The following is a 22,405-nucleotide window of genomic DNA, read 5'->3' on the forward strand; positions in this document are numbered from 1 at the left end:
GTTTGGGGGGCTGGCACCCTGAACCGGGTATGTAGTCAAGGTCAGGCATGGATTAGCAGGCAAGCCAAGGCGTTTTCCGGGCTTTGAATTCAGTCAACAAGCGCCTTCAATGTCGTCGATTCTTGCGGCGACAGAGCGCAACTCGTCCGCAACCACATCGATGGACTTGATGTGCGCAGCAACATCCACCTCGTTTTGCGAGCTACCACGCGCCGCCATGAACCTGGCGTGACCACTCATGGCCTGACTGAGTTGGTCCAGGTGATCGGCTGTTCTGACCAGGTCTGACTTGATGCTATGAAGCGTTTCCATGGTGTTAAAGGCCTTCCTTGTCAGTTGCTTCAACGAGCCTGTGAGCATCGCCGCAGGGCAGGGTGAAACGCAACCGATTTATAGAAGGCGCTTTCTCGCCCAAACCCGGAAGAGCTTACGCGATGCTTGCTGGGGCGTAGGAGAGCCCCTGGTTTTTTTCAGCTGTCTGTTTCCACCTGCAGTACCGAACCTTTATCGTCCGTTACCAACAATCCGACGGACTGGATACCATCTGATTGTTGCTCGGCAAGTGGCACGTCCGAGTGGCGAAAAATGCTACGGTTCTGTTCACCGGTTTTAAGGGTGATGAGTTTGCCATTCTGATAGAAAAGAAGTGTTTTGTTGGCGTTATTTTGCATTGCATAACTCCTTGCCGACGTGTGGGTTGACCCCGTTACTGTCGCAGCCTCCACCTGCTCACGCTACTGGCAGAATTATCAGGTGCTTACCGTCGACCCCTGTCTGGCCTCATCCAGCAGCGCGCTATTGCTGTGTCAATTGCGCGAAAACCTGCAGCCAGACCTTGGTTGATTAGTAACTCGGCGCAACCCCCGTTAGAATGCAGCGTATCCCTAATGGCCAATTGCAAATGCCTACCTTTCGTATCTTTATCACTTCTGCGTTAGTTGCCAGCCTTGCCGGCTGCGCAACCCCCGGCAAACCCACGGCCAGTAAACTGACCAAGAAATCGCCGCAGCAGTACGCCGCCTGTGTCCTGCCCAAGTGGCAGGCACTGGCGCCCCAGGCTACGCAGAAGTCGATAGCCCACGGTTATCGGCTGACGGCGCCCAGTGCCGTAGCGAGCGACGATGTGCTGGACGTGGTCGATTCTCGCGATGGCAGCCGCGCGACGTTCTACAAGGGCAGCTTCCTGTCGGGCGACAAATTGCGCCAGGCTGCCCGAGAGTGCCTGGACTGAGTCAGTAGCCCGAGCCGCTCGAACCGCCCATGCTGGGCAGGCGGGCCTTGTGCTGGGCATTGCTCCATTCGGCGCAGGTCATGAAGGCGGTCTTGTCCACCTTGCCGTTGGCGTCGAAGCTGACGCTGTAGGGTTGCCGGTTTCCGGCCTTGGACAGCATGTAGTCGAAGCACGTGCCGGGTACGACGGTGCGTTCGGACTCGGCATCAGGTTTGCCGCCTATTTGCACGACCTGGTCTTTGCTCATGCCGGTATCGACCTTGGCCACCAGTGGCTGGTCGTGGTACAGCGCAGAGCTGGATGAACAGGCAGCAAGTGCTGCCAGGGTGAAAAGCAGCGCGTAAAGGGGTTTGTTCATGGCAGTGCTCCAGTAAAGGGCAGTGCACCACATATCAATCCACTCGGCTTTTCATCATACGCCTGTACTGCCTTACCCGCAGTAAGGTGCAGCCTTGCTCCAGCAACAAGGCGCGCAACGGTGACGCATGGGCCTTGGGCTGGCTGCCTGCTGCCAGCCGGCGCATCTGCAGCTTCACCAGGGCCATGTACGCCAGTGCGGCCAACGCCTTGCGCTTCCAGCGAATCGGCTTCAGCTCGGCACTGGCTGTCGCCTCGCCCTTGTGCCAGCGCCGGGGCAAGCCAGGTTCGACAGCCAGCGCCGTGGCGATGCCGGCCATGGCCACGCCACTGGCGAGCACCTGCTCGACCACCGGCAGCCGGCGAATACCCCCCGTGACCATCACCGGCATCTTCGCGATAGCGGCGATATCCCGGGCAAACTCCAGAAAGTAAGCCTCGCGGGCCAGGGTGCGGCCGTCGCGTGCGTCACCTTGCATGGCCGGTGCCTCATAGCTGCCGCCAGACAGCTCCACCAGGTCCACTGGCAACGTGTTCAGCCACAGCACCACTTGGCGGGCATCCGCAGGTTCGAAGCCACCGCGCTGGAAGTCGGCCGAATTCAGCTTCACTGCCACGCCGAAACCGGGCGAAACGACCTCGCGCACGGCCTTGACGACTTCCAGCAACAGCCGTGCGCGGTTCTCCAGGCTACCGCCCCAACGGTCTTGACGCTGGTTGCTCAACGGCGACAGAAACTGGCTTAGCAGGTAACCATGAGCGGCATGTATCTGCACGCCACTGAAGCCGGCCTCTTCGGCCAGCGCTGCGGTACGGGCGAAGCGCTGGATCAGGGCCACGATCTCGGCTTCGTCCAGCGCCTTGGGCAGGGGGAACAGCCTGGACAGGCCACCCATGTTCAAGGCCACGGCCGACGGCGCCACGGTGGGTTGGCCAAGGTTGGCCTGCATCTGCCTTCCCGGGTGGTTGATCTGCATCCAGAATTGCGCGCCATGGGCGCGGCCGACACGGGCCCAGTCGCGAAAGCGTTGCAGCGGCTGGCTGGCATCGAGCATTACCCCGCCCGGGCCGGTCATCGCGCTGGGGTCGACCATCACATTGCCGGTCAGCAACAACCCGGCACCACCTTCGGCCCAGGCCTGGTACAGGCGCAGCAATGAGTCGGAAGGGGTCTGGTCGGGGTTGGCCAGGTTTTCTTCCATCGCCGCCTTGGCGATGCGGTTGGGAATGACACTGCCATTGGGCAGTTGCAGCGGCTGGAAGGGTGTCATGGCGATCTCCGGACAGGGTTACCACGCATCGGTTACTGACCGCGTGGGCTAGGTTGCAGAGAAGGCTAAGGTTAAAGTCAACTTTAAGGTCAATAGGGGAATGACAGTGAAATGAAAATTGGTGAGTTGGCACGACGCACGGGCCTCAGTGCATCGCGTATCCGTTTTTACGAAGCCAGCGGGCTAATTGCCGCCCGGCGCCTGGGCAACGGCTACCGGGATTACCCGGAGCAGGTCGTGCGGGCACTGGAAATCATTACCTGTGGCCAGCAGGCGGGGTTCAGCCTGGATGAAATGCGCAAGCTTACCGACGCGTCCGGGGCAGCACCGGGCGATCATGGTTTGTTGCTGGCCAGCCTCAAGCGCAAGGTGGCGGAGATCGAGGCGATGCAGCAGCGGTTGGCGCAGAACCGTGCTCAGTTGCTGGCGGTAATTGCCGGTATCGAAGGCAAGCCACAGGGGATGGACTGCGAACAGAACGCCCAGCGTTTGCTTGCCGGTTGGCAAGAGGTTGAGGCCTCAGGCGCTTGACCCCGGGTGGGGCGGCCTTGGCATGGTTCATCCCGCCTCACCGCGCTTGTTCATCTGCTCGCACTGCACCTGCGCATCCGTCCTGCTCGGGTAGCTCGGCTTGAGCCGCTCCTTCACCTGGTTATCGTAAATGTCGAACCCTCCACAAACGGTAGCGGCGTAATAGCGGCTGCCCATGCGGAACGACTCCTTTTCGATCGGCACAGCGGGAACGATAACGAATCTTGGTTGCATGTTTCGTGCCTCCCCAGGCAGAGACTTAAGTATTAGTCTCGCCATAGATAAGCATCAAGGAGGCTCATCAATAAAACGGCGTTCATGCAGGGCAGGGCGACGATCGCGCTGTCATCAAATGAAAACCTGCTGTCGTCCGATGCGAAGCACCCTGCAAGCCAAGGGCATACAGTCCAGTCATCCAGAACTGACGCCAGGCGTCCAGATCGATGAGTGGAGAGACAAGCATGTCCAAAGTCGTACGTTTCCATCAGACCGGTGGCCCCGAAGTGCTGCGCTACGAGGATGCCGAGGTGGGCGAGCCCGGCCCGGGCCAGGTGCGTTTGCGCCAGGTGGCGGTGGGCCTGAACTACGCCGACACCTACTTTCGCAATGGCACCTACCCGATCCCGTTGCCCAATGGCATCGGCGTGGAAGCTGCCGGGGTGGTAGAGGCCGTGGGCGAGGGCGTGACTCAGGTGAGGGTCGGTGACCGTGTCACCTATACCGGCTTCCTCAATACCCTGGGTGCTTATTGCACCGAGCGCCTTATCCCCGCCGCGGCACTGATAAAACTGCCGGAGACCATTGCCTTCGAGACCGCTGCCGCCATGACCATGCGCGGCCTGACCTCGGCCTACTTGCTACGCCGGCTCTATGACTTCAAGCCCGGTGACAGCGTGCTGCTGCATGCCGCTGCTGGCGGGGTGGGCCTGATTGTCGCGCAGTGGGCGAGGCTGTTGGGGCTGAACGTGATTGGCACCGTATCCACCGAGGCCAAGGCTGAAGTGGCCCGCGCCCATGGCTGTAACCACATCATCAACTACAGCGTCGAGGACGTGGCCAGCCGCGTGCGTGAGCTGACCGACGGGGTAGGGGTGAACGTGGTGTTCGACAGCGTTGGCAAGAACACCTTCATGGGGTCGCTCGATTCGCTCAAACGCCGTGGCCTGATGGTATGCGTCGGCACGGCTTCGGGCACCATCCCGCCGTTCGACCCGCAATTGCTGGCGATCAAGGGTTCGCTGCAGCTCACCCGCCCGGCGCTGGCCGACTTCATTGCCGACCCGGCAGAAAAGGCCGACCTGGCCGGCGAACTGTTCGACCACGTCAGCAGCGGGCGCATCCGGATCGAAATCAACCAGCACTACGCCTTGCAGGATGCCGTTCAGGCCCACCGTGACCTGGAAGCCCGCAAAACCACCGGCTCGTCGATCTTCGTCATCTGAAGAGGGCAACAGCATGCACATCGAACAACTGACCTGCGCGATCGGTGCCGAGGTAAGTGGCGTCAACCTTGCCGACGCAATTCACGATGATGACCTGTTCGCCCAACTGCGCCAGCAGTTGCTTCAACACCGTGTGCTGTTCCTGCGCGACCAGCACTTCAGCCGTGCCGAGCATGTGGCCTTCGCCCGCCGCTTCGGCGAGCTGGAGGACCACCCGGTGGCCGGTAGCGATCCAGAGCACCCAGGGCTGGTGCAGATCTACAAGCGCCCGGACCAGCCCAACGACCGTTATGAAAATGCCTGGCACACCGACGCCACCTGGCGCGAGGCGCCCCCCATGGGCTGCGTACTGCGCTGCGTCGAATGCCCCCCGGTGGGCGGCGATACGATGTGGGCGAACATGGTGCTGGCCTATGAAAACCTGCCAAGCGACGTAAAAGCCAAAATCGAAGGCCTGCGCGCCCGCCACAGCATCGAGGCCAGCTTCGGCGCCGCCATGCCACTGGACAAACGCCTGGCGCTGAAGGCGCAGTTTCCGGATGCCGAGCACCCGGTGGTGCGCACCCACCCGGAAACGGGTGAGCAGGTGTTGTTCGTCAACGCCTTCACCACCCATTTCAGCAATTACCACACCCCACAGCGGGTGCGGTTCGGCCAGGACGCCAACCCAGGTGCCAGCGACCTGCTGCGTTACCTGATCAGCCAGGCGTACCTGCCCGAATACCAGGTGCGCTGGCGCTGGAAGCCCAACAGCGTGGCGATCTGGGATAACCGCAGCACTCAGCATTACGCCGTCATGGACTACCCGCCGTGCCACCGCAAGATGGAGCGCGCCGGGATCAAGGGCAGCCGCACGTTCTAAGCCTGTCGCTGTCACTGGCGGCAACCGCACAATAACAATAGCGAGGACTACAGCATGCAATTCTTCGACGATTCGTTGCACCCGGAAAACATGGAAAAGGTGGTGATCACCGTGGCCCCCTATGGCCCGGAGTGGATGCCCGAAGACTTCCCTGAAGACATTCCGCTGACCATGGACGAGCAGGTGCAGAAGGCCGTCGACTGTTACGAGGCAGGCGCCACCGTGCTGCACTTGCATGTGCGTGAACTGGACGGCAAAGGCTCCAAGCGCTTGTCCAAATTCAACGAGCTGATCGCCGGTGTGCGTGAGGCGGTTCCGGACATGATCATCCAGGTGGGTGGTTCGATTTCCTTCGCTCCGGAAGGCGAAGGCGAGGCGGCCAAATGGCTGTCGGACGACACCCGGCACATGCTCGCCGAACTGACGCCGCGCCCCGACCAGGTGACGGTGGCGATCAACACCACGCAGATGAACATCATGGAGCTGTTGTATCCCGAGTACCTTGAAGGCACTTCGCTGGCCAGCCCCGCAATCCATGCAGCTTACAGCGAGATGACCGTGCCGGCCGGCCCGGCCTGGGTCCGCGAACACCTGCGCCGCCTGCAGGCCAGCAATATCCAGCCGCATTTCCAGCTGACCGGCATGCATGCCCTGGAAACCCTTGAGCGCATTGTGCGCCGGGGTGACTACATGGGCCCGCTGAACCTGACCTGGATCGGCATTGGCGGCGGTTTCGACGGCCCCAATCCGTTCAACTTCTTCAATTTCATCCACCGCGCACCGGACGGCTGCACGCTGACCGCCGAGTCGTTGCTGAAGAACGTGCTGCCGTTCAACACCATGGCTTTGGCCATGGGCCTGCACCCGCGCTGTGGCAACGAAGACACCATCATCGACCAGCACGGCAAACGCTTCACCTCGGTGCAGCAGATCCGGCAGACCGTGCGCGTGGCGCATGAACTGGGTCGCGAGATTGCCACTGGCAAAGAGGCCCGCGTTATTTACCGCATTGGCCAGCAGTACGACAGCATCGAGCAGACCCTGAAGGCCAACGGCATGGCGCCGAATCGCCAGCCGGGGATCAAAGGTGTACCGCAACGTACCTGAGCCGATGATCGGTATGGCCAGGATGCTTTTTGTGGGAGCGGCCTTGTGTCGCGATAGGGCCGCAAAGCGGCCCCGGCAATTTGAATGCTAACGCGGGGATTTTGGGGGCGCTGTGCGCCCCTATCGCGACACAAGGCCGCTCCCACAAGGGCTGAGCAAGCTTCAGCAACAGTGCATAACAACAAGAAAAACCCACACCACACCCAAGGAGGCAACATGGCCACCTACCTCGCCAGCGCCGAAGACGCCGGCAGCGAATCCGTCCACAGCGTGCCCCGGCGTTATGCCTGGGTGGTCTTTGCCCTGACGTTCGGCTTGCTGATCTCCGACTACATGTCGCGCCAGGTACTCAACGCGGTGTTCCCGCTGCTCAAGGGCGAATGGGCGCTCAGTGACAGCCAGTTGGGCCTGCTCAGCGGGATCGTCGCGCTGATGGTCGGCCTGCTGACGTTCCCGCTGTCACTGTTGGCCGACCGTTTCGGCCGGGTACGCAGCCTGGTGTTGATGGCAGTACTGTGGAGCCTGGCGACGCTCGGTTGCGCCTTGGCAGAAAATTACCCGCAAATGTTCATTGCGCGTTTTCTGGTCGGGGTCGGAGAGGCCGCTTACGGCAGTGTCGGCATTGCCGTGGTGGTCGCCGTGTTCCCCCGCGACATGCGCTCGACCCTGGCCGGGGCGTTCATGGCCGGTGGCATGTTCGGCTCGGTGCTGGGCATGGCCCTTGGCGGCGTTTTGGCTCAGCACCTGGGCTGGCGCTGGGCATTCGCCGGTATGGCACTGTTCGGCCTGGTGCTGGCGATGCTGTACCCCATGATCGTCAAGGAGGCACGCATTGCGCCCAAGTGCGCGCAGCAGGCGCTGGGCAAGGTCAGCCGCCCGCTGCGCAGCCTGTACAGCAGCCGCTCGGTCATCGCCGCCTATGTCGGCAGCGGCCTGCAGTTGTTTGTTGGCGGCACCTTGATTGTGTGGATGCCCAGCTACCTGAACCGCTATTACGCCATGGGCACTGACCGCGCCGGTGCGGTCGCCGCTGTCATCGTGTTGTGCAGCGGCGTCGGCATGATCCTCTGCGCCATGCTCTGCGACCGCCTGGGCCGGCAGCGCCCGGACCGCAAGATCAGCCTGGCCATCGGCTACTGCCTGGGCAGCTGCGTGCTGCTGAGCATGGCCTTCGCGTTGCCCGCTGGCACCGCACAACTGGTGCTGATCTGCCTGGGCATGATGATTGCCGCCGGCACCAACGGCCCGTCCAGTGCCATGGTTGCCAACCTGACCCACGCCTCGGTACATGGCACCGCTTTCGCCACCCTGACCCTGGCCAACAACCTGCTGGGCCTGGCCACCGGGCCGCTGATCACCGGCCGGGTGTCTGACCTGATCGGGCTGCAAGCGGCACTGCAGTTGGTACCGCTGACAAGCCTCGCGGCGGCGGCGGTGTTCTTGTTCGCTAAACGCCATTACCACCGCGACATGGATTGTCTGCGCACCAGGAGTTGAAACCGTGAAACAGCTGTTGTCCGTCGAGGTGTTCTTCGATTTTGTCTGCCCTTGGTGCCTGATTGGGCAGCGGCACCTGCAAGCGGCCCTGTTGTGGTTGCAACGTGAGCAACCCGAGGTAGAGGTGCAGGTGCACTGGCAGGGCGTGCAGTTGCTGCCTGGGCTGCCTGCCAATGGCGTGCCGTTCAGTACGTTTTACCTGCAACGCCTGGGCAGTGAACAAGCCGTGCGCGAGCGCCAGGCCCAGGTGCGCGCCGCTGCCAGCGTGGTGGGCGAGGATATCGATTTTTCGCGCATCCGCCGCATGCCCAATACCGGCAATGCTCACCGGTTGATGCAACGGGCCGGCAGCCTGCTCGGTGCACCGCAACAGGAGGCGTTGCTGGCGCGGTTATTCATTGCCTATTTCCATCAGGGCCGTGACCTGGGGGACAGCGGCACCTTGCTCGGTATTGCCCAGAGCTGCGGGCTGCAGGCCGCACAAGTGGTCGACTGCCTGCGTGACGACGGTAGCCCGTTTCTCGATGGGGCAGGGCGCGCAGGCAGTGCCGTGCCGCGCTACCGCTTCAATCAGGGGCCGTTGATTGCAGGCGTGCGGCCGGCCGAGGCGCTGTTCGCGGCCATGAACGACGCCTTGCTGGAGGTGGCGCAGGCATGAAGCGACGTATGGCACTGGCCCCCGATCAAGTACCGCAACGCAACGGGCGGGTGCTGTTGGACCTTGAAGGCCACAGCGTGGCCTTGTTCAACATTGCCGATTCGTTCTATGCCGTCGATGACAGTTGCCCGCACCAGGGGGCATCGCTGTGCGGCGGTCGCCTGGAAGGCCGCGTCATCCAGTGCTGTGCCCACGGGTTGCGTTTCGACCTGGCCAGCGGTTATCTGCAGAACTCAACCGCGCTCAAGCTGAACACGTACCCTGTCGAGCACGAGAAGGGTGAGGTGTTTATCCTCATCGATGAGCCTGCAACGGGCGGTTAATGCAACTGCCCATTGTGCTGTGCGCGCCAGTTCGCCGGCGGCATGCCGTACTGGGCAATGAACCAGCGGGTGAATGAGCTGGGCATCGAATAACCGAGCATGTCGGCAATACGCCCCAGCGAATAGGTGGGGTTTTCCAGGTAGCGCATCACCAGGTCACGGCGCACGCTGTTGATCAGGTCCTTGAAGGTCAGCGCGTTCTCTTCCAGCCGCCGCTGCAGGGTGCGCACGTTCATGCCTTGGGTCTGCGCCACTTGCTCGATGGTGGCACGGCCCATGGGTAGCAGCAGGTAGATGGTCTTGCGCAGCTCCAGTTCCAGCGACGGCACGCCGCTGGCCGGCAGCGTGTCCAGGTAGCGCCGTGCCAGCCGGGCCATGGCCTCGTTGGCCTGCGGGCTGGCGCTGTCGAGGTCGGCAGCGGGGCAGACGATGCCGTTGAATTCGCTGCCGAACACCAGTGTGCAACCGAAAATGCGCCGGTGAATGGCCAGGTCGGCAGGGGCTGCGTGGGTGAAGTTGGCACTGATCGGGTGCCAATGGGCGCCCAGCAGCGCCGCGCACAGGCGCATCATCACGCCGATGGCCAACTCGGTGGCCTGGCGGCTGCACGGCGCTCGCTCGTTGATCACCTCTTCACGAATAACCACGGTCTTGCCGGCTTCCTCGATATGGATGGCCAGCGCGTCGTTGAGCAGGTGGCGGTACTGCACGATCACTTGCAGCGCATCGCGCAGGTTGCGTTGGTGGCTGAGCAGCAGGCTGATTTCGCCGAAGTCCGACAACTGGCGCAATTCGGCCATGCGCAAACCGAAACTTTCGCACTTCGTGGCGCTGGCAGAGGCCTCCAGCAAGCTGATGACGCTGGCCACCGGGATACGCCGGTTGGGGTCGTCGAGCAGCGCGGCGCTCAGGCCAACCTGTGCCAGCAGTGCATGGGGGTTGAGGCCCAGGTGACGGGACACTTCCAGGTAGTTGGTCAAGCTGGCGGCACGGACTAGAGCAGGCATTTTTTATTGTTGTCCCTAAAGCACGGGGGTTGCAGGTCCACTGGTTTTATAGCCTGCGTGTCATCAATTGAAAAGCAAAGCCCTGTTTTGACCGTTGTCATCAAATGAAAAGCGCCTGACGCCCAATGTAAAGCACCCGGGGGGAGGCCTGTTTACTGTGACCTTCAAGCGCTACATCGCACATGAGGTTCACCGTGGAAAAACTGCAAACCACCGCCACCGTGCTGATTGTCCCCGGCCTGCGCGACCACGTCGCGGAGCATTGGCAAACCCTGCTTGCCGGCCGCCTGGCCAAGGTGCGCAGCGTACCGCCGCTGCAGGTTGACGGCCTGTGCTGCAATGCCCGGGTCGAGGCGATCCAGCGCGAGCTCGATCAGATCGAAGGAGAGGTAATCCTGGTCGCGCACAGCGCTGGCGTACTGATGGTCGCCCATTGGGCGGCACGCTACCGGCGCCCGATCAAGGGTGCTTTGCTGGCGGCCCCGCCAGACCTCAATGCCCACTGGCCGGCGCATTACCCAAGCCCGGCCAGCCTGGCCGAGAAGGGTTGGTCACCGCTTCCCTCCACGTCGCTGCCATTCCCAAGCATTGTCGCGGCCAGCAGTAACGACCACCTCGCCAGCTACGCCGCTGCCGGTGAACTGGCCCGGCGTTGGGGCAGCGAGCTGGTTGGCCTGGGCGCTGTTGGTCACCTTAACCCGGCTTCCGGTTTCGGCCCTTGGCCGCTGGCCGAGGCCCTGATCCGCCGACTGGACGCCGCAAACCTGCAGTAACGCATGGACGCCCCAGCCACGCCCGCAGCAGACGGGCGGCGTAAAAAACAATAACAATACGTGGAGCCATCGTAATGCCAGAACACCGCATTCACCGTGCTGTGAAGCCACAGCGCTGCCTGCTTGCCTGCGCCATCGGCCTGCTCACGCTGCCTGCCGCCCAGGCCTTCGAAGTCGATACCGGCAACGAAGACTGGGCCGTGCGCTTCGACAATACCGTCAAGTACAACTACGGCGTGCGCACCGAAAGTGCCGACAAGCGCCTGCTGGGAACGCCCAACAGCAACGACGGCGACTACAACTTCCGCAAGGCGGGCACCAACGTCACCAACCGGGTCGACCTGCTGACCGAGCTGGACGTGGTGTACCAGGGCAACACCGGTTTTCGCGTCAGCACTGCCAGCTGGTACGACAAGGCCTACGACAACACCGGCTCCAACAGCAACCCGTTCGTCAACGGCAACGGTGACCAGTCAGGCATCAACCCCAGCCTCAATGGCCTGCCGGGCACCGGCATACTGCTGGGCAGCCCGCACCTGAGCAACTACGCCCAGCGTTACTACAGCGGCCCCTCGGGCGAAGTGCTGGATGCCTTCGTGTTCATGAGCCGTGACGTGGGCGAAGCATCACAGGTCAGCGCCAAGCTGGGCCAGCACAACCTGTTCTGGGGTGAAACCCTGCTCAATCCGGTGCATTCGTTGAGCTACGGCCAGTCCGGCCTGGACCTGGCCAAGCTGGCGGCATCGCCGGGCACCGAGGCCAAGGAGCTGTTCGTGCCCCGTAATCAGTTGTCCACTTCGTTTCTGGTCAATTCCGAGCTCACCCTGGGTGCTCAGTACTTCTTCGACTGGGACGCGGCCCGACTGCCCGAGGCGGGTACCTACTATGGCGGCTCCGACGTGGTAGGCGAGGGCGCGCAGAGTTTTCTGCTGGGCCATACCGGCACCCCGGGGCTGATCCCGGTACGTGGCGCGCTGACCAGCATTCGCCGTGGTCATGACCTTACCCCTGGCAAAAGCGGCGACTGGGGCGTCATGGCCAAGTGGTCGCCGGAGTGGCTGGGCGGCACCCTGGGTTTCTACTACCGCAAAACCTCCGAGATCCTGCCCCAGGCCTGGCTCGATGCGCGTGGCATGACCGTGGCCAACGGTCCGTTCGGCAACCCGCCGGGCAGCCGCCAGGGCGCGGTCGGCAACCTCTACAACTCACTGCAAAGCACCACCTACCAGTTCGCCTATGCCGACAACATCGACATCTATGGGCTGAGCCTGTCCAAGGATGTGGCGGGCATCAGCGTCGGCAGCGACTTGAACATCCGCCACAACATGCCGCTGGCGAGCATCCCGGCAATCGTCAGCGCCCCCGGCCAGGCAGGCCTGGGGGGCGGCTTCGGCCTGCTGCCGGCGCGCCTGCCCAGCAGCGGGGTGATCTACGACGTGCCCAAGGACGGCGACAGCCTGAGCGCCACCGGTGACACCCTGCACTTCACCCTCAACGGCCTGATGACCATCGGCGACACGCCGCTGTTCGACTCCGCAACCCTGCTCGGCGAGCTGTTCTACAGCAACCTGCTCAAGCTCGATGGCCACAACGAGGCCTTGTACAAGGGCAAGAGCAGCTACCGCGGTATCGACAAGGCCACCCGCGATAACTGGGGCGTCGCCGTCAACTTCACCCCCACCTGGTACCAGGTGGTGCCGGGCATGGACCTGAGCATGCCGCTGTCGGTCAACGTCGGCATCGACGGTGTGTCGCCGGTGCAGGGCGGCGGTGCCGAAAACACCGGCAACTACGCGGTGGGCGTGAGCGCCGCGATCTACAACCAGTACTTCGTCGACCTCAAGTACGTCGACAGCTTCGGTGAGGCCAAGGCCTGCAAGGATGGCCAGACCGACGGCAGCACCCCCAATGCCCTGGACGGCGAACAGGATTACACCTGCTACGGCGGCGGCTACGCCTCCTTCTCCGGTGGTGGTGCCACCACCGAGGACCGTGGCGCCCTGTACCTGACCGTCAAGACGACCTTCTGAGTCATGTTTCCTACCGCCTACACAGGAAGACAACCATCATGAATTTCGTACGTACCCTGCTGGCCTCGTGCCTGTCGCTGGCCGCGCTCAACGCCGCCCAGGCCGCCGTTTCCCCTGACCAGGCTGCCCGCCTGGGCGCCAACCTGACCGCCATTGGTGCCGAAAAGGCCGGCAATGCCGACGGTTCGATCCCGGCTTACCAGGGTGGCCTGCAGACGCCGCCTGCCAACTTCCAGAGCGGTGCCAGCATGCGCCCCGACCCGTTTGCCAGCGACAAGCCGCTGCTGGTCATCGATGGCAAGAACGCCGACCAGTACAAGGGCCAGCTGACTGCCACCACCCTGGAACTGCTCAAGCGCTACCCCAGCTACCGTGTCGACGTGTACCCGACTCATCGCAGCGTAGCGCTGCCGCAAGCGGTGCTGGACAACACCCGCAAGAACGCTACCGCTGCCAAAAGCCAGGAGGGTGGCACGGCGGTGGACAACGTGCTGCCGGGCATCCCGTTCCCCATTCCGCAAAACGGCGCCGAGGCCATGTGGAACTTCCTGCTGCGCTACCAGGGCGTGAGCATGACCGCCAAGTACGACTCATGGAACGTCGATGCCGCCGGCAAAGCGTCACTGTCGACCACCGGCCAGGCCAATATCAGCTACCCGATCTACGAAGACATGGCCAAGCCGATCGGTGCCAAGGACACCTATTACCAGATGAAGCTGGTGTACACCGGGCCCGCGCGCCGAGCCGGCGAAGCCATGATGCTGCGCGACGCCGCCAACCCGCTGGTGCAGCCACGCAGCGCCTGGCAGTACCTGCCGGGCCAGCGCCGGGTCAAGCTGGCACCAAACCTGGCCTACGACACGCCCAACCCGGGCACCTCGGGCTCGGGCACCTACGATGACGTGTTCGTCTTCAATGGCGCGCTGGACCGCTACGACTGGACCTTGGTCGGCAAGCAGGAGATGTACGTGCCGTACAACACCTACCCGCTCACCTACAACACCGACGTCAAGCAACTGATCACCCCCAACCACCTGGCCCCGCAGTTCGTGCGCTGGGAAAAGCACCGCGTGTGGGTGGTGGAAGGCAAGCTCAAGGACGGCGCACGCCACATCTACCACAAGCGCCGCTTCTACCTTGACGAAGACAGCTGGATCGCCCTGGCCTCGGACCAGTACGACGCCCGTGGCCAGCTTTATCGTGGCTCGTTCGCTTTCCTCACCCAGAGCTACGACAAGCAGACCCCGGACGCCACGCCTTTCATGATCTACGACCTGATCGGCGGCACCTACAACCTCAACGGCGTGGTCGGTGCCTACGGTGGCATCCGCTACATCGACCCATTGTCGAAAACCCAGTGGTCGCCCGAGTCGCTGGCCGGCAATGGCATTCGCTGAGCGCACGGAGCAGAGGTTGCCAATGTCTGTCTTCAAACGATGCAGCGTGGTGATGCTGGCCCTGGCGGCGCTGCAGGGCACGGCGCAGGCCGCGCCCTTCACCGACGTGCTGGATGTGCCCGCCATGCCCAGTGCCCTGGCCAGCAGCAGCGCCCTGCGTGACGTGACTTTGGCCGGGCCGCGCCTGGTCGCGGTCGGCCCGCGCGGGCACATTCTGTATTCCGATGACCACGGCGCGCACTGGCAGCAAGCCCAGGTGCCCGTCAGCGCCGACCTGAATGCGGTGAGCTTTGCCACGCCCGCACTGGGCTGGGCGGTCGGCCACGACGGTGTGGTGCTGCACAGCCGCGATGGTGGCGTGCACTGGCACAAACAGCTGGATGGTCGCGCGCTGGCCGAGCAGTTGCCTGCGGCGGCCACCGACAATGCCTTGCTCGACGTGTGGTTCAGCGATGCCCGCAACGGCTATGCGGTGGGTGTGTTCAACCTGTTGCTGCGCACCACCGACGGCGGCGAGCACTGGCAACCCTGGCTCGACCACAGCGACAACCCACAAGGCCTGCACCTGACCAGCCTGGCGGCGGTGGGTGATGACCTGTACATCACCGGCGAGCAGGGCCTGCTGCTGAAGTGGAGCGGCGCACGCTTCAGCCGCGTCGACACGCCCTATGCCGGTACCCTGTTCGGCGCCGTCGGCAAACCCGGTGTGCTGCTGGTCTACGGCCTGCGCGGCCACATCTACCGCAGCACCGATGGCGGCCAGCAGTGGCAGCCGGTCAACACGGGCATCAACACCAGCCTCACCGCCGCGGGCATCGACCGTGATGGCCAGCTGTGGCTGGCCAGCCAGGCCGGCGACCTGCTGCTCAGTCGGGATGACGGTGCCAGCTTCAGCCAGGTGCCGCAAAGCGCCCGTGGCCCGGTGACCGCGCTCGTCAGAGACACCGGCAACGGCCTGGTGCTGGTGGGCGAGCGGGGCGTGCGCAACCAGGCCGGTAACCCCACGCAACACCCATAACAAGAGAAGACCCTGATGGCCGCTACCCGCCAAGATACCCTTCCGGTAATCCGCAACCTTGCCGACTTCGATCCACATTCGGGCAACGGCCTGGAACGCCTTGTGTTCAACCACCGCCTGCCATTTCTGCTGTGCATGCTGGTGGCGACGCTGGTGCTGGGCTTCATGGCGCTGACCCGCCTGGAACTGCGCCCCAGCTTCGACAAGATGCTGCCGCAGAGCCATCCCTACATCCAGAATTACCTGGAAAACCGCGCCTCGTTGCGCGGCCTGGGCAATGCGGTGCGGGTAGTGGTAGAGCACACTCAGGGCGACATTTTCGCCCCGGGCTACCTGCAGACCCTGCGTCACATCAACGACGAGCTGTTCCTCAGCCAGGGGGTGGACCGGGCCTGGGTGAAGTCGCTGTGGAGCCCGGCGGTGCGCTGGACCGAGGTCACCGAAGAAGGCTTCCAGGGTGGCCCGGTCATGCCTGACAGCTATCAGGGTGCGGCCGGTGACATTGAACAGCTACGGCAGAACATCGAACGTGCCAACATCGTCGGCAGCCTGGTGGCGCGCGACTTCAAGTCGAGCATGCTGGTGGTACCGCTGCTCGACCAGGATTCGGCCACCGGCAAAGGCCTGGACTACCATGCCTTTTCGCAAAAGCTCGAACAGCTGCGCAGCCAGTACCAGGCCAGCGGCCAGTACCGTATTCATGTGATTGGCTTCGCCAAGCTGATGGGCGACCTGATCGATGGCCTGATCGAGGTGATGGCGTTCTTCGCCCTGGCGGTGTTGACCAGCCTGGTGATCATCTACTGCTATACCCGCTGTATACGCAGCACCTTGCTGGTGGTGCTGTGTTCGCTGACGGCGGTGGTATGGCAACTGGGTATCGTCGCCTGGCTGGGCTATGCCATAGACCCGTATTCGATCCTGGTGCCCTTCCTGATCTTTGCCATCGGCGTGTCGCATGCCGCGCAGAAGATGAACGGCATCCTTCAGGACATCGGTCGCGGTACCCATCGGCAGATCGCCGCTCGCTATACCTTCCGCCGCCTGTTCGTGGCCGGGGTGACCGCCTTGCTGGCCGATGCCGTGGGCTTTGCCGTGCTGATGATCATCGATATTCCGGTGATTCAGGACCTGGCGATTACCGCCAGCATTGGTGTGGCAGTGCTGATCTTTACCTCATTGCTGCTGATGCCGGTGGCACTGTCCTATGTCGGGGTAGGCCGCAAGGCCGCCGACCGGGCGCTGCGTATCGATGCCCGCGCGGCTCGGCACCGTGGCTTCGGTCGGCTGTGGGACCTGCTCGACCGTTTCACTGAACGCAAATGGGCCAGCGCCGCTGTGCTGGCGGCCCTTGCCCTGGCCGCCCTGGGCATCTGGGGCAGCTTGCAGCTGAAAGTCGGTGACCTCGACAGTGGCGCCCCCGAGCTTCGCGCTGATTCGCGCTACAACCTCGACAATGCCTACATCACCCAGCATTACGCACTGTCCAGCGACACCTTCGCGGTCATGGTCAAGACCGCTCCCGAAGGCTGCCTGCAATACCCGACCTTGATCCTGGCCGACCGCCTCGCCTGGGAGCTGCAGCAACTGCCGGGTGTGCAGACCACTGTGTCGCTGGCCAACGCTGTGCGCCAGATCACCGCCGGTACCTACGAAGGCAACCCACGGCTGAACAGCCTGCAGCGCAACCAGGACGTGCTCAATTACGCCGCCCAGCAGGCTTCGGTCAACGCCCCGGAGCTGTTCAACAACGACTGCTCGCTGATGCCGGTGATCGCCTACCTCAAAGACCATCGCGCCGACACGCTGGCCGAGGTGGCTGCCGTGGCCGAACGCTTTGCCCAGGCCAACAGCAGTGCCGAGCACCAGTTCCTGCTGGCCGCCGGCAGCGCCGGTATCGAGGCCGCCACCAACGTGGTGGTACGCGAGGCCAACCACCGCATGTTGTTGCTGGTGTACCTGGCGGTCACGTTGTTCTGCCTGGTCACCTTCCGCAGCTGGCGCGCAACGCTGGTGGCGATCCTGCCGCTGATGCTCACCTCGGTGCTGTGCGAGGCGCTGATGGTGGCCATGGGTATTGGCGTCAAGGTTGCCACTTTGCCGGTGATCGCCCTTGGCGTGGGCATCGGCGTGGACTATGCGCTGTACCTGCTTAGCGTGCAGCTGCACTACCAGCGCGCCGGGCTGAGCCTGGCTCAGGCCTACCAGAACGCCGTGGCCTTCACCGGCCGGGTGGTGGGGCTGGTCGGCATTACCCTGGCCGCCGGTGTGGTTGGCTGGGCCTGGTCGCCCATCAAGTTCCAGGCCGACATGGGCCTGCTGCTGACCTTCATGTTCCTGTGGAACATGCTCGGCGCGCTGGTGCTGATACCCGCGCTGTCGCACTTCCTCCTGCATGGCCAGGGCGCCCCGGCGGCTGCCGAAACCCGGGCCGTAGCACTTTCGCAAACCCAAGAAACCGAGTGTTCGCCTCATGTCTGATTACCTTCCGCCACTGCGCGACATGGATTTTCTGTTCAACGACGTGTTCGACATCCCCGCCTGGTGGGCGCAAACGCCCGCACTGGCCGACGTGGTCGATGGCGACACTGCCCGGGCCATACTCGAGCAGGCCGGCAAACTGATTGCCGAGCAGGTGGCGCCGCTCAACCGCAGTGGCGACGAGCAGGGATGCCGTTGGGAGGCTGGCCAGGTTCGGACACCCGACGGTTTCGCCGATACCTACCGGGCATTTGCCGCTGACGGCTGGGTCGGGGTGGCCGGTGCGCCGGAATACGGCGGCATGGGCATGCCGAAAGTGATCGGTGCCCAGCTCGAAGAAATGCTCAATGCCGCCAACCTGTCATTCGGCCTGTACCCGATGTTGACGGCCGGCGCCTGCCTGGCACTGCTGAACCATGCCAGCGAGGCGTTGAAGGCGCTGTACCTGCCGCCGATGTACCAAGGGCGCTGGACCGGGTCGATGTGCCTGACCGAGCCCCACGCCGGCACCGACCTGGGCCTGATCCGCACCCGCGCCGAGCCCGTTGCGGATGGCGGCTTCCGCATCAGCGGCACGAAGATTTTCATCACCGGCGGCGAGCAGGACCTGACCGAGAACATCATCCACCTGGTGCTGGCGAGGCTGCCGGATGCCCCTGCCGGCCCCAAGGGTATCTCGCTGTTCCTGGTACCCAAGGTGCTGGTTGGCGCCGACGGCACGTTGGGCGAGGCCAACGCGGTGAGCTGCGGCTCGATCGAGCACAAGATGGGCATCAAGGCTTCGGCCACCTGCGTGATGAACTTTGACGGTGCCGTCGGCTACCTGGTCGGTGAGCCGAACAAGGGGCTCAATGCGATGTTCACCATGATGAACTACGAGCGCCTCGGCGTGGGTATCCAGGGTCTGGCCTTGGGCGAGCGTTCGTATCAGGGCGCCATCGCCTATGCCCGCGATCGCCAGCAAGGCCGCGCACCGACGGGGGCCGAAGTGCCGGCGCAGCATGCCGACCCGATCATTGTCCACCCGGACGTACGCCGCATGCTGATGACCATGAAAGCGCTGAACGAAGGTGGCCGGGCATTTTCCACCTACGTGGCATTGCAGCTGGACCTGGCCAAATACAGCGACGACCCGGTTGCGCGCGCGCAGGCTGACGCCAAGGTGGCGTTGCTCACGCCGGTGGCCAAGGCCTTCCTCACCGACATGGGGCTGGAAACCACCGTGCACGGCCAGCAGGTGCTGGGTGGCCACGGCTATATCCGTGAATGGGGCCAGGAGCAGTTGATTCGCGACTGCCGCATTACCCAGATCTACGAAGGCACCAATGGCATCCAGGCCCTGGACCTGGTGGGGCGCAAGCTGTTTGCCGATGGTGGCGAGGCGTACCTCGCTGTGTCCGATGAACTCACCACCTTTGCCGAGGCGCTGCCCGCCGCATGTGCCGAGTTCAGCGCACCGTTGCTCGCTGCCGTGCGCAACCTCGACGAGCTCAGTGCCTGGCTGCTCGACCGTGCCCAAGGCAACCCGCGCGAGCTTGGCGCGGCGGCGGTCGAGTACCTGCAGGTGTTTGGCTACACCTTCTACGCCTACCTGTGGGCACGCATGGCCGAGGTGTGCCAGCGCCAAGCGGCACTGGAGCCGTTCCACGTGAGCAAGCTCGGTACCGCGCGCTTCTACTTTGCACGCCTGCTGCCGCGCATCCATTCGCTCAGTGCCAGTGTCAGGGCCGGCAGCGACAGCCTGTACCTGCTCGAGGCCGGGCAACTGTGATGGCCGCGAACATGACCTCGACCCGCATCATGCCTGCGGCCGAGCAGGCGTATGCCTACCCGCTGCTGATCAAGCGCCTGCTGCTGTCGGGTGTGCGCTACCAGCCCAACCAGGAAATCGTCTACGCCGACCGGCTGCGCTACACCTACACGACGTTGCTGGCGCGCATTCAGCGGCTGGCCAATGCGCTCACCACCGCCGGGGTCAAACCCGGCGATACTGTGGCCTTGCTCGACTGGGACAGCCATCGGGCACTGGAGTGTTTCTTTGCCGTACCGATGCTGGGGGCGGTGCTGCATACGGTCAATGTGCGGCTGTCCACCGAGCAGGTGCGCTACACCATGAACCATGCCGAGGACCGGTGGGTGCTGGTGCATGACGACTTCCTGCCGCTGATGCAGCAGCTGCAGGCCGACCTGCCGACAGTCGATGGCTTCATCCGCCTCAGCGATGGCGCCCCCGACACGCAGGTGGTGCCTGTGCTGGGCGAGTATGAAGCCTTGCTGGCGGCTGCCGAGCCCCGGTTCGAATTCCCGGACTTCGACGAGAATTCGCTGGCCACGCTGTTCTATACCAGCGGTACCACCGGCAACCCCAAGGGCGTTTATTTCAGCCACCGGCAACTGGTGCTGCACACCTTGGTCGAGCAGGGCACCCTGGCCGCGTGCGGCGACGTACCGCTGCTGCGAACGGGCGATGTGTACATGCCGATCACACCCATGTTCCACGTACATGCCTGGGGCGTGCCCTATGTGGCCACCGCGCTGGGTATCAAGCAGGTCTACCCCGGGCGCTACGAGCCCAATCGCCTGGTGCGCCTTTATCGCGACGAGGGTGTGACCTTCTCCCATTGTGTGCCCACGGTGCTGCAGATGATGCTCGACAGCGAGCAAGGGCGCTGCACCGACCTGACCGGCTGGAAGATGCTGCTGGGCGGCAGCGCGCTGACCTTGGGCCTGGCCCAGCGGGCCAGCGAGCGGGGCATCAGCGTGCATTGTGGCTACGGCATGTCGGAAAGCTGCCCACTGCTGAGCATCAGCCACCTGAGTGCCGACCTGCTGGCACAACCCATGGCGCAACAACTGCCGCTGCGCATCGATGCCGGCGTGCCGATTGCTTTGGTGGACCTGCGTATCGTCGACAGTGAGGGCAGGGCGGTGCCGCACGATGGCGAAAGCCTGGGCGAAGTGGTGGTGCGCGCGCCGTGGCTCACCCAGGGCTACCTGCACGAACCGGAGCAAGGCGCGGCGCTGTGGCTGGGGGGCTGGATGCACACCGGTGACCTGGCCTGCATCGACGCAGCCGGCGTGGTGCGCATCCGTGACCGGATCAAGGATGTCATCAAGACCGGTGGCGAGTGGGTGAGCTCGGTGGCGCTGGAAAACCTCATCAGCCAGCACCCGTCCGTCGCCTCGGTGGCGGTCATCGGTATTCCTGACCCACAGTGGGGGGAACAACCGTTGGCCCTGGTGGTCTGTTGTGACGGTGTGCAACTGGACCAGCCAGCATTGGCCAGGCACCTGCAGCCGTATGTCGACAGTGGGCACCTGAACAAATGGGCGATACCACGGCAGCTACGCTGTGTGGACGAGATCCCCAGGACCAGTGTCGGCAAGATCGACAAGAAGCGCATTCGCCAGGCTGAAATCTAGGTTTGGCTTGCGACTTCCAGGGGCGCAAAGCGCCCCAAATCCCCGCCAGGCAAGGGAACGGCGGTTTGCTCATGTTCAGCCAGGTAAAGTTAGGTAAAAGCGGCCACGGCATATACACGGATCAGTATTGTGGTTTGTACTGTCCGGTCAAAGATGCCAAAGATGAACACACTTCCGTCGCAGCCAGGCGCTGAACGCGGGGCGTTCTCCAGTTTCGAGGCGTGTCGCAACACCCAGCAGGGCCCCGTGGTGATCCTTGCCTCCGGCGCTTCTGCCAGGCATTTTCCGTTGGGCGAGTTCGCACATTTGCCCATCATTGCCATGAACGGCTCGGTCGCCATGACCGCCAAACACGGTATCCATCCCTTCTTCTACGTGTGCACCGACAAAAGCTTCAGCCAGCAGCAGCCGGCCTTGTTTGCCACTGCCTTGCGCGACAGCGAACGCCTGGCACTCTGGCCCGAGCAGTACGAAGGTGCCGATGTGCCGGCGAGTACCGAGTGTTATGCCCTGCACAAAGCCGACACACCGGGCCTGCTGGACGGTTTGCGCGGCCATGGTGACAGTTGCGTGTGCAACCGCGCGCTGTGGAGCAAGCGCAGCCGCTCGATTGCCTTCAGCAAAGACCTGGCCCATGGTTTTTTCGATGCCCGCACAGTGGCCTATGTGGCCTTGCAGCTGGCGTATCACCTGGGCTTTGAAGAAGTGCTGCTGGTAGGGGTGGACCTGGATCAGACCGTGGGGCGCTTCTATGAAAACGGGCAGGGCCAGTGTTCGCCATGCGGGCTGGATCAGCACTGGGACAGCCGCATCCTGCCGTCGCTGACGCTGATGGCGCGGGAGGTGGTGAACGCGCATTTTCACGTCTACAACCTGTCGGCCACCTCACGCATCCCCGCCGAACTGATCCCCAAGGTCAACCTCAACGAAGCGCGGCGGATTGCCGGTTGTGCCATTACCTGAGCAAGAAAGCGGATGCGCACGGGGCTGTGGATGC

22 protein-coding genes are annotated in these 22,405 nt (G+C 63.5%); 16 read left to right on the forward strand and 6 right to left on the reverse strand.

Translation table 11 applies throughout. The features are described from left to right. Nucleotides 1-93: 93 nt before the first annotated feature. Complete coding sequence (locus N436_RS10440) at nucleotides 94-312, reverse strand: hypothetical protein (protein WP_105948040.1); 219 nt, start codon at nucleotides 310-312, stop codon at nucleotides 94-96. Nucleotides 313-470: 158 nt separating this feature from the next. After that, entirely contained in the window at nucleotides 471-671 is a 201-nt protein-coding gene (locus N436_RS10445) for a hypothetical protein (RefSeq protein ID WP_105948041.1), read from the reverse strand. 200 nt (nucleotides 672-871) lie between these two features. Here N436_RS10445 and N436_RS10450 point away from each other — a divergent pair, with 200 nt between their 5' ends. Next, nucleotides 872-1,231, forward strand: a complete 360-nt coding sequence (locus N436_RS10450; RefSeq protein WP_016715626.1) for a hypothetical protein — start codon at nucleotides 872-874, stop codon at nucleotides 1,229-1,231. 1 nt (nucleotide 1,232) lies between these two features. Here the strand turns inward: N436_RS10450 and osmE are convergent, their stop codons facing one another. Next, nucleotides 1,233-1,589, reverse strand: coding sequence for an osmotically-inducible lipoprotein OsmE (gene osmE / locus N436_RS10455; protein ID WP_105948042.1), 357 nt, complete (start codon nucleotides 1,587-1,589; stop codon nucleotides 1,233-1,235). Between the two features lie 34 nt (nucleotides 1,590-1,623). Next, nucleotides 1,624-2,859 (reverse strand): NADH:flavin oxidoreductase/NADH oxidase family protein, encoded by a 1,236-nt coding sequence (locus tag N436_RS10460; RefSeq protein WP_105948043.1) that lies wholly within the window; start codon nucleotides 2,857-2,859, stop codon nucleotides 1,624-1,626. 111 nt (nucleotides 2,860-2,970) lie between these two features. Here N436_RS10460 and N436_RS10465 point away from each other — a divergent pair, with 111 nt between their 5' ends. Continuing rightward, nucleotides 2,971-3,390 (forward strand): MerR family transcriptional regulator, encoded by a 420-nt coding sequence (locus N436_RS10465; protein ID WP_110740968.1) that lies wholly within the window; start codon nucleotides 2,971-2,973, stop codon nucleotides 3,388-3,390. Between the two features lie 27 nt (nucleotides 3,391-3,417). Here the strand turns inward: N436_RS10465 and N436_RS10470 are convergent, their stop codons facing one another. Then, entirely contained in the window at nucleotides 3,418-3,624 is a 207-nt protein-coding gene (locus N436_RS10470; protein WP_105948204.1) for a hypothetical protein, read from the reverse strand. A gap of 227 nt (nucleotides 3,625-3,851) precedes the next feature. Here N436_RS10470 and N436_RS10475 point away from each other — a divergent pair, with 227 nt between their 5' ends. The 6 genes from N436_RS10475 (at nucleotide 3,852) to N436_RS10505 (ending at nucleotide 9,279) form a co-directional block, all read left to right on the forward strand. Beyond that, nucleotides 3,852-4,832 carry a quinone oxidoreductase gene (locus tag N436_RS10475; RefSeq protein ID WP_110740969.1) on the forward strand — a complete coding sequence of 327 codons (981 nt, stop codon included), beginning with the start codon at nucleotides 3,852-3,854 and terminating at the stop codon, nucleotides 4,830-4,832. 13 nt (nucleotides 4,833-4,845) lie between these two features. Next, nucleotides 4,846-5,694, forward strand: coding sequence for a TauD/TfdA family dioxygenase (locus N436_RS10480; RefSeq protein ID WP_019097549.1), 849 nt, complete (start codon nucleotides 4,846-4,848; stop codon nucleotides 5,692-5,694). Between the two features lie 54 nt (nucleotides 5,695-5,748). Further along, complete coding sequence (locus tag N436_RS10485; RefSeq protein WP_110740970.1) at nucleotides 5,749-6,801, forward strand: 3-keto-5-aminohexanoate cleavage protein; 1,053 nt, start codon at nucleotides 5,749-5,751, stop codon at nucleotides 6,799-6,801. Between the two features lie 216 nt (nucleotides 6,802-7,017). Beyond that, nucleotides 7,018-8,298, forward strand: coding sequence for an MFS transporter (locus N436_RS10495; protein ID WP_105948047.1), 1,281 nt, complete (start codon nucleotides 7,018-7,020; stop codon nucleotides 8,296-8,298). Between the two features lie 4 nt (nucleotides 8,299-8,302). Next, complete coding sequence (locus tag N436_RS10500) at nucleotides 8,303-8,956, forward strand: DsbA family oxidoreductase (protein ID WP_110740972.1); 654 nt, start codon at nucleotides 8,303-8,305, stop codon at nucleotides 8,954-8,956. Further along, nucleotides 8,953-9,279 (forward strand): Rieske 2Fe-2S domain-containing protein, encoded by a 327-nt coding sequence (locus tag N436_RS10505; RefSeq protein ID WP_110740973.1) that lies wholly within the window; start codon nucleotides 8,953-8,955, stop codon nucleotides 9,277-9,279. Before N436_RS10500 ends, N436_RS10505 begins: the two co-directional genes overlap by 4 nt. Here N436_RS10505 and N436_RS10510 read toward each other — a convergent pair. Next, nucleotides 9,276-10,286 carry an AraC family transcriptional regulator gene (locus N436_RS10510; RefSeq protein ID WP_110740974.1) on the reverse strand — a complete coding sequence of 337 codons (1,011 nt, stop codon included), beginning with the start codon at nucleotides 10,284-10,286 and terminating at the stop codon, nucleotides 9,276-9,278. The genes N436_RS10505 and N436_RS10510 overlap by 4 nt on opposite strands. 194 nt (nucleotides 10,287-10,480) lie before the next feature. Between N436_RS10510 and N436_RS10515 the strand changes: the two genes are divergently transcribed. From N436_RS10515 to N436_RS10550, 8 genes are all read left to right on the forward strand, one after another. Then, complete coding sequence (locus N436_RS10515; RefSeq protein WP_110740975.1) at nucleotides 10,481-11,059, forward strand: alpha/beta hydrolase; 579 nt, start codon at nucleotides 10,481-10,483, stop codon at nucleotides 11,057-11,059. A gap of 74 nt (nucleotides 11,060-11,133) precedes the next feature. Further along, a complete protein-coding gene (locus N436_RS10520; RefSeq protein ID WP_110740976.1) occupies nucleotides 11,134-13,089 on the forward strand; it encodes a DUF1302 domain-containing protein in 1,956 nt (651 codons plus the stop codon). A 38-nt stretch (nucleotides 13,090-13,127) separates the two neighbouring features. Continuing rightward, on the forward strand, nucleotides 13,128-14,486 hold the full coding sequence (locus tag N436_RS10525) for a DUF1329 domain-containing protein (protein ID WP_110740977.1): 1,359 nt from the start codon (nucleotides 13,128-13,130) through the stop codon (nucleotides 14,484-14,486). Nucleotides 14,487-14,508: 22 nt separating this feature from the next. Beyond that, the gene (locus tag N436_RS10530; protein ID WP_110740978.1) at nucleotides 14,509-15,504 is read left to right on the forward strand and encodes a YCF48-related protein; all 996 of its coding nucleotides are present in this window, start codon (nucleotides 14,509-14,511) and stop codon (nucleotides 15,502-15,504) included. A 15-nt stretch (nucleotides 15,505-15,519) separates the two neighbouring features. Next, nucleotides 15,520-17,985 carry an RND family transporter gene (locus tag N436_RS10535; protein WP_110740979.1) on the forward strand — a complete coding sequence of 822 codons (2,466 nt, stop codon included), beginning with the start codon at nucleotides 15,520-15,522 and terminating at the stop codon, nucleotides 17,983-17,985. Beyond that, the gene (locus tag N436_RS10540) at nucleotides 17,978-19,756 is read left to right on the forward strand and encodes an acyl-CoA dehydrogenase C-terminal domain-containing protein (protein ID WP_110740980.1); all 1,779 of its coding nucleotides are present in this window, start codon (nucleotides 17,978-17,980) and stop codon (nucleotides 19,754-19,756) included. Before N436_RS10535 ends, N436_RS10540 begins: the two co-directional genes overlap by 8 nt. A gap of 11 nt (nucleotides 19,757-19,767) precedes the next feature. Then, entirely contained in the window at nucleotides 19,768-21,408 is a 1,641-nt protein-coding gene (locus tag N436_RS10545; protein WP_256589932.1) for a fatty acid--CoA ligase, read from the forward strand. Between the two features lie 162 nt (nucleotides 21,409-21,570). Next, complete coding sequence (locus N436_RS10550; RefSeq protein WP_105948058.1) at nucleotides 21,571-22,371, forward strand: lipopolysaccharide biosynthesis protein; 801 nt, start codon at nucleotides 21,571-21,573, stop codon at nucleotides 22,369-22,371. The last annotated feature ends 34 nt before the right edge of the window (nucleotides 22,372-22,405 follow it).

The sequence above is a fragment of the Pseudomonas sp. RV120224-01b genome, assembly GCF_003208145.1.
Lineage (GTDB): Bacteria > Pseudomonadota > Gammaproteobacteria > Pseudomonadales > Pseudomonadaceae > Aquipseudomonas > Aquipseudomonas monteilii.